Origin of the sequence: Vibrio sp. 10N.261.52.C2, assembly GCF_041471425.1 — a bacterium.
Classification (GTDB): Bacteria; Pseudomonadota; Gammaproteobacteria; order Enterobacterales; family Vibrionaceae; genus Vibrio; species Vibrio crassostreae_C.
Map to the genome: position 1 here is coordinate 89562 of NZ_JBFROH010000030.1, position 14670 is coordinate 104231.

Sequence of the window (14670 nt, forward strand, 5' to 3'; positions counted from 1 at the left end):
GTTATGTCACCTTACAAAGCCGTTTATCACCTAGGTTGACCAGTTTATTGGTCAAGTTGCTGCAGATTATTTTTTTGGAGTGCTTCCGCAGCGGAGCAGTAGTATATCTAAATAATAAGCATAAAGTAGAATACATGGACAAAATAACCCAAAAAACTGACAAAATACTTATTAGTGGTTATCTTGCAAAATAAAAAGGTCGCACGTGGCGACCTTTTGTTCTTTTTTTAGATATAAATGCTGATCAGGTTATAGTAGGAATCACTAATTAACCAGTGTTTCGCATACCTGCTGCAATGCCTGCAATCGTCACCATTAGCGCTTCTTCAAGCTCTGCTGGTGGTGTTTCACACTTACGAGTACGGTAAAGCAGTTCAGCTTGAAGCATGTTTAGTGGCTCAACGTAGATGTTACGTAGGCGGATTGACTCAAGTCCCCAAGGGTCGCTCTGCATTAGGTTCTCGTTGTTCTCAACATTTAGCACGGCTTTGATGTCTTTTTGCAGCTGTTCACGCAGTAACTCACCTAATGGTAATAGCTCTTCGTCAACAAGGCGTTGGTCGTAGTACTTAGCGATTTCCATGTTGCACTTCGAGTACACCATTTCCAACATACCGAGACGGGTAGAGAAGAACGGCCACTCGCGACACATCTCTTCGAGCAGGGCTTGATGGCCTTGATCTACAGAGTACTGAATCGCTTCACCAGCGCCTAACCATGCAGGCAGTACCAAACGGTTTTGGCTCCAAGAGAAGATCCATGGAATCGCACGTAGGCTTTCTACGCCGCCGTTCGGGTTACGTTTCGCAGGGCGAGAGCCAAGAGGCAGTTTACCTAGCTCCAGTTCAGGTGTCGCTTGACGGAAGTAAGGTACGAATTTCTCTTCGCCACGAACCACGTTGCGGTAAGCCTCACAAGATACTTGAGATAGCACTTCCATTAGGTCGCGCCACTCTTGTTTTGGCTCAGGTGGCGGCAGAAGGTTCGCCTCTAGAATCGCGCTTGCGTAAAGGTTGAAGCTGTTTACAGCAACGTCTGGTAAGCCAAGTTTAAAGCGGATCATTTCGCCTTGCTCTGTTACACGTAAACCGCCTTTCAAGCTCTTAGGTGGCTGAGAAAGAAGAGCAGCGTGCGCCGGAGCACCACCACGACCAACCGTACCGCCACGACCGTGGAATAGAGTCAGTTCAATGCCTTCTTCATCACAAACCTTAACCAGTTTGTCCATTGCATCGTATTGAGCCCAACCTGCAGACATTACGCCCGCATCTTTCGCTGAGTCAGAGTATCCGATCATCACCATTTGGTGATTCTGGATAAAGCCACGGTACAAGTCGATGCTCATTAGCTGTTTCATCACTGCTTCTGAGTTGTTCAAGTCGTCTAGCGTTTCGAACAGTGGACACACGTCCATGCGATACGGGCAACCACACTCTTGCAGCAGCAAGTGAACAGCCAGTACATCCGATGCAGTACGAGCCATAGAAATCACGTAAGCGCCGAAGGCTTCACGAGGTTGAGCAGCGATGACCTTACAGGTGTCTAAAACCTCTTTAACCTGTTCAGATGGCTCCCAATCACGAGGAAGTAGTGGGCGCTTAGAGCTTAATTCATTGGTTAAGAAAGCAATCTTGTCTTGCTCGCTCCACTGGTCGTAGTCGCCAATGCCTAGGTAGCGAGTCAGTTCAGACAGCACATCTGAGTGACGTGTACTTTCTTGACGAACATCGAGACGCACTAGGTGTACACCGAATGCTTTTAGGCGGCGCAAGGTATCAAGTAGAGAACCGTCTGCGATTACGCCCATGCCACATTCGTGCAGCGATTGGTAACACGCGTAAAGCGGTGTCCAAAGTTGCTCGATGTTCTGTAGTGTTTCTTTCTTCGGTACTTCAGCATCATGCAGTTTTGCATCGAGCACTTCTAACGTGTTGTTCAGCAGAGTACGTAGGCTCTTTAGGATTGCTCGGTAAGCTTCATGCTCATCACCCGCTAGTTCACGAACGGCATCATTACACTTAGTCATCGATAGTTCGGTAATCAGCTCGTTTACGTCACCTAGGTAAAGGTCAGCGGCTTTCCAGCGAGATAGGCGCAGTACTTCTTTGGTGATGGTGTGCGTTACGAATGGGTTACCATCGCGATCACCGCCCATCCAAGATGAGAAGTGTACCGGGCGCGCATCAATTGGTAGACCTTCACCAAGGTAGCCTTTTAGTCGGCCGTCCATTTCACGTAGGAAATCTGGTACAGCTTCCCAAAGTGAGTTTTCAACAACCGCAAAGCCCCATTTCGCTTCATCAAGTGGCGTAGGGCGTTGCTGACGAATCACATCTGAGTGCCAACCTTGAGCGATAAGTTGCTCTAGGCGACGTTCTGTTTTCACGCGCTCTTTGTGTGATAGGTCGCTTAATTCTAATTTAGACAGACACTCGTTGATCTTAACCAATTTGTTGATCATGGTGCGACGAGTGATTTCTGTTGGGTGTGCAGTCAGAACGAGTTCAATGTTCAGGTCGCGAACGGCTTGAGCCGCATCTAGCTTGCTGATGTCATTCTGGTTTAATTTGGAAAATAGAGATTGCAGCACGTCTGGTTCGCAAACATGCTCCTCACAGTGGCGAGAGATGGTGTGGTACTGCTCTGCCATGTTGGTGAGGTTGAGAAATTGGTTAAATGCACGAGCAACAGGAGTGAGTTGTTCGTTCGGCAGGTTTTTGATTTCTTCAACTAGGCTGTCACGGTCAGCTTTGTTGCCTGCGCGGGCGGATTTGGAAAGTTTACGGATAGTCTCCACTTTCTCTAAGATAACGTCACCATGTGCATCTTGGATTGTGTTACCTAGCAAGCGTCCCAGCATGCTTACGTTACTCTTGAGAGCGGCGTATTTCTCGTTCATTGTCATCCTGCCTCGTAAAAAAATTACATCCATTGTTCCTTGTTAAGTACACAATCTAGCGAAAAGTGCTGTATCTAGTCAAATAAAGCATTCTAAGTTTGCAATTATTAGTTTTCGAAATGCGGGAGAAGTAAATTTCCCAATAGTTCGGAATTAAAGTGAAATTTAATTACAAGATCAGGCTGTGTCTGGGATAACAGAATAAAAGCCACCTTTTCGGGTAGCTTTTATACGAAAATATTGGAAGAAAAGTAATAACTAGAAACAATATTTGCGGATCGACTTACTCAGAACATCAATCGTTGGATCGATAAAATCGAAGCTTAGGAACTCATCTGGTTGGTGAGCTTGGTCGATTGAGCCTGGACCCAGCACTAAGGTTGGGCAAAGTTCTTGAAGGAAAGGTGCTTCTGTACAGTAGTTCACGGTTTGTGATTCAGTTTCGCAAACTGATTCCATGCCACCGATAAATGGATGGTCATGTTGGCACTCGTAACCCGGGATAGGTTCGTGCAGTGGCGTAATCTCAATTCTGCCCGGCCATTTTGCTTCTACTTCTTTGAGTGCGCTGCGCAGCATGTTATCCAAACCATCTAAGCTGATACCCGGTAAAGGACGTACATCGTAGTGCAGCTCACAGCAACCACAGATACGGTTCGCGCTGTCGCCACCGTGAATATGGCCAAGGTTTAGAGTGGGGCTTGGAATTGCGAAACCCGGGTGGTGATACTCTTTGACTAGCTTGTCACGCAGTTGCATTAAAGCGAACAACACTTCATGCATGATCTCGATGGCGTTGACACCTAATGCAGGATCAGAAGAGTGACCTGATTTACCCGTTACTCGCACAGCGTTAGCAACATGGCCTTTATGGCCACGAATCGGCACAAGGCTGGTTGGCTCACCAATAATGCAGTAATCCGGTTTAAACGGTGCATTTTCAGTGAAATGACGCGCACCCAGCATGGTGGTCTCTTCGTCACAGGTTGCCAATACATATAGCGGCTTGGTCTGTTTGCTCCAATCCATCTTCTTTGCCGCTTCATAAACGAAAGCGAAAAAGCCTTTCATATCGGCTGTGCCTAATCCATAGAAGCGATTGTTGTGTTCTGTTAGTGCGTGAGGGTCGAAGTTCCAACGTCCTTCATCAAATGGCACTGTGTCGCTGTGTCCTGCGAGTAGCAAGCCACCTTCGCCCGATCCCATCTTAGCGACCATATTATGCTTGCCGGGTTCGACTTCCACGACTTCAACGCTAAAGCCTACGTCTTTAAACCATTGAGCCATTTTTTCGATCACTTTCTCGTTGCCATGATCCCAGCTTGGATCGGTCGAGCTAATAGAGTCTGTGGAAATTAGGCCTTTGTAGACCTCAAGAAAACTCGGTAATTGCATAATAACTTCACTTCTACTATTGACAGGAAAACCATAAGTCGGTAAAACACATATTAAATCATATTTAATGCATAAGAAATCAAATAAAGCTAAAAATTAAGTATGAATAGTCAAATTTGAAATGTAACTTACCTCAAAAATGGATGTGTTGAGATGTTGAAAACCACGATCATTGGCGCAAGCGGCTACACAGGAGCAGAACTGGCTCTAATGATAAACAGACACCCTGAGCTCACGCTATCAGGTTTATATGTCTCAGCCAATAGTGTAGACGCAGGTAAACCTATTGCGGCACTGCACGGTAAGTTAGCTGGTTTGATTGATATGCCAGTACAACCTTTAACAAATCCGGAAGAAGTAGCTAAACAGTCTGATGTGATTTTCTTAGCAACGGCACACGAGGTTAGTCACGACCTAGCGCCAATCTTTCTAGAGAACGATTGCCAAGTCTTCGACCTATCGGGAGCATTCAGAGTTAAAGGCGAAAACTTCTATCAAGAGTTTTACGGTTTTGAACATCAACACGAACAATGGCTAGACAAAGCGGCTTACGGTTTAGCGGAATGGAACGAACAAGAAATTAAAGAAGCTCAGCTTGTCGCTGTCGCGGGTTGTTACCCAACGGCATCACAACTGGCGATTAAACCTTTGGTTGAGGCCAAGTTACTGGATGAAACCCAATGGCCAGTGATTAACGCGACTAGCGGTGTGACTGGTGCAGGCCGCAAGGCGACGATGGTTAACAGCTTCTGCGAAGTAAGCCTGCAAGCTTATGGCGTCTTCAATCACCGTCATCAACCTGAAATGGCTGCACATTTAGGATGTGATGTGATTTTCACTCCACACCTCGGCAACTTTAAGCGCGGTATTTTAGCGACCATCACCATGAAACTGGCTGAAGGCGTGACAGAACAACAGATACAAGATGCCTTTGAACAAGCTTACCAAGGTAAACCAGCAGTGAGACTACTCGAAGAGACACTGCCAAGAATTCAAGATGTAGAACAGACACCTTTCTGCGACTTAGGTTGGAAGGTTCAAGGTCAACACATCATCGTTGTTTCAGCGATTGATAACTTATTAAAGGGTGCATCTAGCCAAGCGATGCAGTGTTTAAATTTACGTTATGGTTTTGCGCCATTAACTGCGTTAGTGTAAGGAAATCTAGATATGAGCCTTAATAATCAACCATTAATCATAAAGTTAGGTGGCGCAGCGCTATCTTGTGGTGAAACACTTAGCAAGTTATTTGGTGCTATCTCTGCTTACCAACAACAGGCACAACGACCAATCGTGATTGTTCACGGTGGCGGTTACCTTGTTGATGATTTGATGAATAAGTTGAATCTAGAAACCGTTAAGAAAGAAGGGCTACGTGTTACTCCTTATGATCAGATCCCAGTGATCGCTGGTGCATTAGCGGGCACGGCGAATAAATTACTTCAAGGTCAGGCAATTAAAGACGGTATCAATGCCGTTGGTTTAAGCCTAGCAGACGGTGGTTTATGCAAAGTGAGCGAACTGAACCCTGAACTGGGGGCGGTAGGAAAAGCGGAGCCGGGCGACTCAACCGTTCTGCAAGCGATTCTTAATGCGGGCGCACTGCCAATCATTAGCTCAATTGGTCTTACTGAGCAAGGTCAACTGATGAACGTCAATGCCGACCAAGCTGCGGTTGCCGTTGCGGGCGCACTTGATGCTGAACTGGTACTGCTTTCTGATGTAAGTGGTGTGTTGGATGGCAAAGGCCACCTCATTCCAAGTCTTAATCAACAGCAAGCCGATGACCTTATTGCCGGCAAAGTGATTACCGACGGCATGATCGTTAAGGTTCAAGCTGCACTAGAAGCCGCTAACGACCTTGGACGACCAATCGAAGTTGCCACTTGGCGATACCCAGAAAAGCTAACACAACTGTTTTCAGGTAAAAGCATAGGAACACAGTTTTTACCTCAGTAGGTCTCACAACGAGTCACTACTTAAAGAATTTAGACAAATTAAATAAACATATAATTATGAAGTCATTTCCAACGCTGACCGCCATGTGCAGTATGGAAACTAGGAGAAAGAAAATGAGCAAAGTTAACGTAAAGAAAGTTGTAGTAGCCTACTCTGGCGGTCTAGACACATCAGTAATCATTCCATGGTTGAAAGAGAACTATGACTGTGAAGTGGTTGCGTTTGTTGCGGATGTTGGTCAAGGCGACGAAGAGTTGATTGGTATCGAAGAGAAAGCAAAAGCTTCTGGTGCATCTGAGTGTTACATCGCAGACCTTAAAGAAGAGATGGTTGCTGACTACATCTACCCAACGCTGAAAACGGGCGCTTACTACGAAGGTAAATACCTACTAGGTACGTCGATGGCGCGTCCAATCATCGCGAAAGCACAGGTTGAAGTCGCACGTAAAGTAGGTGCAGACGCACTGTGTCACGGCTGTACTGGTAAAGGTAATGACCAAGTTCGTTTTGAAGGCGCATTTGCTGCACTAGCACCTGATCTACACGTAATTGCACCATGGCGTGAATGGGATCTAGTGAGTCGTGAAGAGTGTCTAGATTACCTGGCTGAGCGTAACATCCCTTGTACGGCTTCTCTTACTAAGATTTACTCGCGTGATGCAAACGCATGGCACATCTCAACAGAAGGCGGCGTTCTAGAAAACACATGGAATGCACCTAACGAAGATTGCTGGGCTTGGACTGTAGACCCTGAGCAAGCGCCAAACGAATCTGAAACAGTGACGCTTAAAGTTGAAAAAGGCGAAGTGGTTGCGGTTGATGGCGAAACAATGACGCCATACAACGCACTGGTTTACCTAAACGAGAAAGGTGCTAAGCACGGTGTTGGTCGTATCGATATCGTAGAGAACCGTCTTGTTGGCATGAAGTCTCGTGGTTGTTACGAAACTCCGGGTGGCACAATCATGATGGAAGCACTGCGTGCAGTAGAGCAACTGGTTCTTGATAAAGCGGCATTCGAATTCCGTGAAGAGCTCGGTGTTAAGGCTTCTCACCTTGTATACGATGGTCGTTGGTTCACTCCACTATGTAAGTCAATCCTTGCCGCGACAGAAGAGCTAGCACAAGACGTGAATGGTGAAGTGGTTATCAAGCTTTACAAAGGCCATGCAACGGTGACTCAGAAGCGTTCTGACAACAGCCTGTACTCAGAAGAGTTTGCAACCTTTGGTGAAGATGAAGTTTACGACCAAAGCCATGCTGAAGGCTTCATCCGCCTTTACTCGCTATCAAGCCGTATCCGTGCTTTGAATAGCCAAAAGTAATCCTAACAATGAGTTAGTGAGCTAGCCTTTGATGAAAGATTGAAGGTTAGTAAACAGACATTATTATGCAAAGCCCATTCACTATTGATTAGTGAGTGGGCTTTTTACTTTCTATTTGCCTAATAAATCAGCTTCGGTTTTTCCTATCGGATGGCATATAATTCGCGCTCCACGCTAAAAATAATCAATGGATTGAACTGTTGGTGAATAAATATGTGAAAATAATGAATTAATACTTTATTTTCATTTTGAATTGCCGTAAGTTTAAACCATCAGAAAAATACTGAATCTTAATCAGAATTATCATTTGCAAAAACAGTGAGCACTGTGCAATTAGGAGATACACAATGGCATTATGGGGCGGTAGATTTACCCAAGCAGCAGACACCCGGTTCAAAGATTTTAACGATTCTCTTCGTTTTGATTACCGATTGGCTGAGCAAGACATTGTGGGCTCAATTGCCTGGTCTAAAGCTCTACTGTCGGTCAACGTATTAACAGAAGAAGAGCAACAGAAGCTTGAGTTAGCGCTGAATGAGCTAAAACTTGAGGTGATGGAAGATCCTGAACAGATTCTACGTTCTGATGCAGAAGATATTCACAGCTGGGTTGAGCAGCAACTTATCGGCAAAGTCGGTGACTTGGGCAAAAAACTTCACACTGGCCGTTCTCGTAACGACCAAGTGGCGACAGACCTGAAACTATGGTGTCGTCAGCAAGGTAACCAACTGCTACTGGCATTGGATCGCCTACAAAGCCAAATGGTGAACGTTGCTTCTCAGCATCAAGAAACCGTGCTTCCTGGCTACACTCACTTACAACGTGCTCAGCCGGTAACTTTTGCTCACTGGTGCTTGGCTTACGTTGAAATGCTTGAGCGTGATTATTCACGTTTGAATGATGCGATTAAGCGTCTAGACACATGTCCGCTGGGTTCTGGTGCCCTTGCTGGAACAGCTTACCCGATGGACCGTGAAGAGTTAGCTCACAACTTAGGTTTCCGTCGTGCAACGCGCAACTCTCTAGATTCAGTTTCTGACCGCGACCATGTGATGGAGCTAATGTCGATTGCTTCTATCTCTATGCTTCACCTTTCGCGTCTTGCAGAAGATATGATTTTCTACAACTCAGGTGAATCAAACTTCATCGAGTTAGCGGATACCGTGACGTCAGGTTCATCTCTGATGCCACAAAAGAAAAACCCAGATGCGCTAGAGCTTATCCGTGGCAAAACTGGCCGTGTTTACGGTTCATTAGCGGCAATGATGATGACAGTAAAAGCTCTGCCTTTGGCGTACAACAAAGACATGCAAGAAGATAAAGAAGGTCTGTTCGACGCTTTAGATACTTGGAATGATTGTATGGAAATGGCAGCACTCTGTTTTGACGGCATTAAAGTGAACGGCGAACGTACACTTGAAGCCGCGAAACAAGGCTACGCGAACTCAACTGAATTGGCTGATTACCTAGTAGCGAAAGGGATTCCTTTCCGTGAAGCTCACCATATTGTTGGTGTGACGGTAGTGGCGGCGATTGCTAAAGGCTGTGCATTAGAAGAATTAACCATCGCAGAGATGAAAGAGTTCTCTGAGGTGATTGAGGAAGATGTGTATGACATCCTGACCATTGAATCGTGTCTTGAAAAACGTAGCGCGCTAGGCGGTGTATCTCCACAGCAAGTGGCTTACGCGGTTGACCAAGCTGAGAAACGTTTATCACAGCGTGATACGTCCATCGTCAAGGTTCGTCCTGCTCGTCTGACCGATATTGAAGCGTTGGAAGGTATGGTCGCTTACTGGGCGAACATGGGTGAAAACCTACCTCGTTCTCGTAATGAACTGGTGCGTGATATTGGCTCGTTTGCGGTCGCAGAGCATCATGGTGAGGTGACAGGTTGTGCATCACTCTATGTGTATGACTCTGGCCTAGCGGAAATCCGTTCACTGGGTGTCGAAGCTGGCTGGCAAGGTCAAGGGCAGGGTACCGCAATTGTGCAGCACTTGGTTGAGAAAGCGCGACAAATGGCCATCAAGAAGGTGTTTGTGCTGACTCGTACACCTGAGTTCTTCATGAAGCATGATTTCTTACCGACATCGAAATCTTTGCTGCCTGAGAAGGTACTGAAAGATTGTGACCAGTGTCCTCGTCAACATGCATGTGATGAAGTGGCCTTGGAAGTGAACTTGGTAGAGCAGATTATTGCTAAGGTTAATGTTGCATAAGGCATTGATTTTATAGTCCCTAAAAAAAAGATCAAAAATATGATCTTTTTTGGGAACAAACTAAGAAAAGCTCGGTCTATTAAAGTACCACTGCTTTTTCTTAGAATTTTCTAAGAAAGCCCTAGAATCGATTGGTTCTGGGGCTTTTTTCTATCTGCTGTTTGGGAAATGATGACGGCTTGCTAAGGCGAGTCATTTAATTGGACATCTAGCCTTTATCACTTATCTAGCAAAGTCTCTCTGTTAACGCTTTTTGTTCCTTAAAGGCAGCACGACAAACTTCATTATCCAATGCAACGACAACAAGCCACTGAATGCGAAAGCGGCCATCATCAAAGCGATGGCATTGATGGTTTTTGGGTCTTCTCTGAAAAATAGCCACCATACTCCCCAACTCAAAATCGACAACACCATCAGCTGATTCATGCAACGCTGGCAACGACCGAGCTTGTTACGGATTTTTTCACTTTTATTGCAATGAATGCATGTCACCTTGGGTTTGATTCGCGTTATGCTTGTTGCCCTGATAATAACACGTCACAAGATATTGGATCACGGTGACACAGAGAGAGAAAGTCGATGATTGAGCGCCAAGAAACCAAACAACGCATGAGCCGTATTGTGAAACACAACGGCACTATCTACCTATGTGGCCAAGTGTGTGCTGATGCAACCAAAGACATCACTGAGCAAACACAAACGATGCTGGATAAAGTCGAAGCCCTACTTGATCAAGCAGGCAGCGACAAAGAGCACATGCTGTCAGCAACGATTTACTTGAAAGACATGAAAGACTTCCAAGAAATGAACGCAGTTTGGGATGCATGGGTTCCAGAAGGTCACGCTCCAGCTCGCGCATGTGTGACTGGCGACATGGCTCGAGAGGCGCTACTTGTTGAGATCTCTGTGATTGCTGCTGAGAAGTAATAGCTAAGTCTTTAGCTACCGGCAATTGCTTCAAGAGATTCCAGATACCTCGTCCCTCGGTTCTGGAATGACGAGTTAAAGCTTGGTTTAGTTGACGCGTTGTTCTTATTGCGCTTCGGGTTTGCTCTGTATTCAAAGCAGCGTCATTCCCGAAAGCGACGAAGGAGCGTGGTCGGGAATCTATTATTTGCTCGTTGCCAAAACATAAAAAGGAAAGCCAATGGCTTTCCTTTTTAGTATCTAGCGTTTGCTAACTGCTAGCGGTAGTCTGAGATTAACAACCCGGACCACAATCCAGACAGTGTTTCACCATCTCTGGACCTAGGTGCAGTTTTGCATTCAGGTCACGTAGCGCTGTTCGTACACCTTCTTCGATTACTGGGTGGTAGAAAGGCATATCCAGCATCTCAGAAACCGTCATTTTGTTCTGGTGTGCCCATGCTAACAAGTGAGCCAAGTGTTCCGCGTTTGGTCCCATCATTTCAGCACCAAGGAAACGGCCTGTGCCTTGCTCGCCGTATACGTGCAGAATACCTTTGTTGCGAAGCATCACTCGTGAACGACCTTGGTTTTCGAAAGACACTTCACCCGTTGCGAAACAGCCACATGTGCCTAAGCGTGTGGTGATCTCTTTGTAGGTTTCACCAACCATCGCGATTTGCGGGTCAGAGAATACTGCCGAGATTTTAGAGCGGCGTAGGCCTGCACGAATCTCTGGGAAGCGACCTGCATTGTCACCCGCAATACGAGCTTGGTCTGCTGCTTCATGCAGTAGAGGCAGTTGGTTACTCGCATCACCAGCGATAAATATTGATGGTAGTGATGTTTGTAGCGTGTAGTGGTCTGCGATTGGCACACCACGTTCATCAAGCTCTAGAGAGGTATTCTCTAAGCCAAGCTTGTCAGTGTTAGGGCGACGACCTGTTGCTGCTAGTACGTATTCAACGACGTTAGTTTCTAATTCACCTTGTTTATTGATGAACTGGATTTCGACACGTGGCTCACCCGATTCAGTGGTAATGCGCTTCATGCTTTCGATTTTCACGTCGGCATCGAGATAGAACTCTTCATTGAAAGCTTTATCTGCATAAGCCATGATCTCTGGATCAGTTACTGGGCCAACTTGACCACCCAAACCGAACAGTTTGGTCTTCACACCTAAGCGGTGCAGTGACTGACCAAGCTCAAGACCAATAACACCAGGGCCAAATACCGCAACCGATTCTGGTAAATCATCCCAGCTGAACACGTCATCGTTAATGATTAGGCGGTCACCAAGCTCATTCCAAACTGCAGGATATGCAGGGCGAGAACCGGTTGCGATAACAATACGTTTAGCGGTGACAAGCGTGTGGTCATCAATTTGTAGCGTGTTGTCATCTAAGAACTTTGCGTAGCCAGAGATCTTGTCTTGCTCTGGAATTTCATCAACACCTTCTAAAACAAAACCAACAAAACGGTCACGTTCGAACTTCACTCGGTCCATCACTTCACGGCCGTTAATCACGATATCACCTTGTGGGTGAACGCCAAAAGCAGGAGCTTTCTCGATGTGATGCACACTTTCTGCAGCTGCAATAAGCAGTTTAGATGGCATACAACCAACACGAGCACAGGTTGTACCGTAAGGGCCGCCTTCAATCATCACGACACTGTCAGTCTGTGCTTTTGCAGCGCGGTAAGAACCTAGACCTGCCGTACCGCCCCCGATAACTGCTACATCTACATTGACTTGTTTCATAATAATTTTCTCGCAATGGCTAAATTTGGTTTGAACGAACCCCTCCAACTCTGGTGATTTTTTGAGAGTCAGGATAGTGGGTCAGTTTTGTGATTCTGTTTTATTAGGTTTAGCTTGTGACTCTGCTTTTATTGCTAACTATAGGTTAGTTAAAGACGGGCGAGTCACCAGCTATATTCTTTTGCCAATACTCAGATAAGAGTGTTTGGAATAGCTAACCCACAAGAGGGTGGGTTAGCTGATACTTCTAAGCCTATATCGGCGATGAAGCGATTAGCCTAGGAAAGTTTCTAGTTCTTCGCTACCACCGATGTGTTTGCCACCGATGAATACTTGAGGAACAGTAGTGCGACCAGAGATAGCACGTAGGCTTACTGTTGTTGCATCTTTACCTAGAACCACTTCTTCGTAGTTCAGACCTTTGTCGATTAGGTTCTGTTTTGCTTTCATACAGAAAGGACAGCCTGGCTTAGTGAATACTGTGATTGACTCTTGCTCTTTGTGCTCAGGAGCAAGGTAGTTAAGCATAGTATCAGCATCAGAAACCTTGAACGGGTCGCCTGGTACGTCTTCTTCGATGAACATTTTCTCTACCACGCCGTTTTTAACCAGCATGCTGTAACGCCATGAACGTTTGCCGAAGCCGATGTCGTTTTTCTCAACTAGCATACCCATGCCGTCTGTGAAATCACCGTTACCATCTGGGATGAATGTGATGTTTTCCGCTTCTTGGTCTGCTTTCCAAGCGTTCATTACGAATGTATCGTTTACAGAAACACACAGAATGTCATCAACACCGTTTTCTTTGAATACAGAGTGTAGCTCGTTGTAACGAGGTAGGTGGCTTGAAGAACATGTTGGAGTAAACGCACCTGGTAGGCTGAATACGATAACTGTCTTGTCTTTGAAAAGCTCTTCTGTCGTTACGTTAACCCATGCATCGCCTTGGCGAGTTGGGAATGTTACTTGAGGGATTGATTGACCTTCTTTAGATGCAAACATATTGATTTCCTTAAATAGTATTTTTAATTTTGTTCTATTAGAGCTTAACGTTTTTCGTTGCTCTGTTTCGTTTTGTTGAGCCCATTATTAGATAAATCCTTTGATAGCTCTAATCGTTTGATGTTATGGTTTTGATAGGTAAATTCTATCAAGAGCATTTTTCTTTTAAATGTTTCTATTAGAACTCTTGTTCTTATTAAAACCTGAGGTAAGAGACTGATCATGAACATTCGTGACTTTGAATACTTGGTGGCGCTCGCAGAGCATAAACACTTCCGAAAAGCGGCAGAAGCGTGCTTTGTCAGTCAGCCGACACTAAGCGGTCAAATACGCAAACTAGAAGATGAAATTGGACTTCAGTTAACCGAGCGTAGTCCAAGGAAGGTAATATTTACAGAATCAGGGTTACAACTTGTTGAACAAGCCAAGCGTATTCTCAATGAAGTGAAAACTTTTAAGGATATGGCGAGTGGACACGGTGAAGCGATGACCGGACCAATGCACATTGGTTTTATTCCAACCGTTGGTCCTTACATTCTGCCTAAGATTGTTCCTCATCTTAAAGAGAGCTTCCCAGATCTTGAGCTTTACCTTCATGAAGCTCAGACCCACCAGTTAGTGAGTCAACTTGAAGATGGCAAGCTGGACTGCTTGGTACTGGCTGCGGTTGATGAAACGGCGGTGTTCAAAGAGATCGATGTGTATGACGAGCCGTTAAGTGTTGCCGTTCCATGTGACCACGAGTGGGCTCAGCAAGACACTGTCGATATGCTGCAGCTAAATGGACAAACCGTACTTGCGCTAGGTGACGGTCACTGTTTGAGAGACCAAGCCTTGGGCTTCTGTTTTGCTGCGGGCGCCAAAGATGATGAGCGCTTTAAGGCAACCAGCTTAGAAACGCTGCGTAACATGGTCGCGGCGGGGGCGGGGATTACCTTGCTTCCTCAGCTATCGGTGCCGAAAGAGAAGCAGAAAGACGGTGTGTGTTACGTACCTGCTGTGAATCCAACACCTTCACGTCGCATTGTTGTTGCCTACCGTCCGGGCTCTCCATTGAAGGGACGTTTCGAGCAATTGGCTGAGACGATTCGAACTCAACTGGAGAAGACGGCTTAGCGCTTGAATTTAGAGCCTAGTCTGGTCAGATATAGATATAAAAAAAGGGTTGATATGAATGCATATCAACCCTTTTGGTTGGTT

General features: G+C 45.8%; 12 protein-coding genes. 6 read left to right on the forward strand and 6 right to left on the reverse strand.

Annotation, left to right across the window (positions count from 1 at the left end):
• Positions 1-268 precede the first annotated feature (268 nt).
• The gene (ppc, locus tag AB4307_RS11980) at positions 269-2905 is read right to left on the reverse strand and encodes a phosphoenolpyruvate carboxylase (protein ID WP_372111371.1); all 2637 of its coding nucleotides are present in this window, start codon (positions 2903-2905) and stop codon (positions 269-271) included.
• 252 nt (positions 2906-3157) lie between these two features.
• Positions 3158-4294 carry an acetylornithine deacetylase gene (argE, locus tag AB4307_RS11985; RefSeq protein WP_009848891.1) on the reverse strand — a complete coding sequence of 379 codons (1137 nt, stop codon included), beginning with the start codon at positions 4292-4294 and terminating at the stop codon, positions 3158-3160.
• A gap of 153 nt (positions 4295-4447) precedes the next feature.
• Here argE and argC point away from each other — a divergent pair, with 153 nt between their 5' ends.
• The 4 genes from argC to argH all read left to right on the forward strand — a co-directional run bounded on the left by argC (position 4448) and on the right by argH (position 9800).
• A complete protein-coding gene (gene argC, locus AB4307_RS11990) occupies positions 4448-5452 on the forward strand; it encodes an N-acetyl-gamma-glutamyl-phosphate reductase (RefSeq protein ID WP_372111368.1) in 1005 nt (334 codons plus the stop codon).
• A gap of 12 nt (positions 5453-5464) precedes the next feature.
• Complete coding sequence (gene argB, locus AB4307_RS11995) at positions 5465-6253, forward strand: acetylglutamate kinase (protein ID WP_017063686.1); 789 nt, start codon at positions 5465-5467, stop codon at positions 6251-6253.
• Between the two features lie 113 nt (positions 6254-6366).
• Positions 6367-7578 (forward strand): argininosuccinate synthase, encoded by a 1212-nt coding sequence (locus AB4307_RS12000; RefSeq protein WP_017061137.1) that lies wholly within the window; start codon positions 6367-6369, stop codon positions 7576-7578.
• 347 nt (positions 7579-7925) lie between these two features.
• Positions 7926-9800 carry an argininosuccinate lyase gene (gene argH / locus AB4307_RS12005; RefSeq protein WP_017061136.1) on the forward strand — a complete coding sequence of 625 codons (1875 nt, stop codon included), beginning with the start codon at positions 7926-7928 and terminating at the stop codon, positions 9798-9800.
• Between the two features lie 243 nt (positions 9801-10043).
• Here the strand turns inward: argH and AB4307_RS12010 are convergent, their stop codons facing one another.
• Complete coding sequence (locus AB4307_RS12010; protein WP_372103632.1) at positions 10044-10259, reverse strand: DUF3624 domain-containing protein; 216 nt, start codon at positions 10257-10259, stop codon at positions 10044-10046.
• Positions 10260-10379: 120 nt separating this feature from the next.
• Between AB4307_RS12010 and AB4307_RS12015 the strand changes: the two genes are divergently transcribed.
• Positions 10380-10727, forward strand: coding sequence for a RidA family protein (locus AB4307_RS12015; RefSeq protein ID WP_372111363.1), 348 nt, complete (start codon positions 10380-10382; stop codon positions 10725-10727).
• A 274-nt stretch (positions 10728-11001) separates the two neighbouring features.
• Here the strand turns inward: AB4307_RS12015 and AB4307_RS12020 are convergent, their stop codons facing one another.
• The 3 genes from AB4307_RS12020 to AB4307_RS12030 form a co-directional block, all read right to left on the reverse strand.
• Positions 11002-12468: a dihydrolipoyl dehydrogenase gene (locus AB4307_RS12020; protein ID WP_372131956.1), complete on the reverse strand. Its 1467-nt coding sequence runs from the start codon at positions 12466-12468 to the stop codon at positions 11002-11004.
• 273 nt (positions 12469-12741) lie between these two features.
• Positions 12742-13470: a glutathione peroxidase gene (locus AB4307_RS12025; RefSeq protein ID WP_017061133.1), complete on the reverse strand. Its 729-nt coding sequence runs from the start codon at positions 13468-13470 to the stop codon at positions 12742-12744.
• A 44-nt stretch (positions 13471-13514) separates the two neighbouring features.
• Complete coding sequence (locus AB4307_RS12030) at positions 13515-13694, reverse strand: hypothetical protein (RefSeq protein ID WP_372131957.1); 180 nt, start codon at positions 13692-13694, stop codon at positions 13515-13517.
• Between AB4307_RS12030 and oxyR the strand changes: the two genes are divergently transcribed.
• Positions 13693-14586, forward strand: a complete 894-nt coding sequence (gene oxyR, locus AB4307_RS12035; protein ID WP_017061132.1) for a DNA-binding transcriptional regulator OxyR — start codon at positions 13693-13695, stop codon at positions 14584-14586. The genes AB4307_RS12030 and oxyR overlap by 2 nt on opposite strands.
• Positions 14587-14670 lie beyond the last annotated feature (84 nt).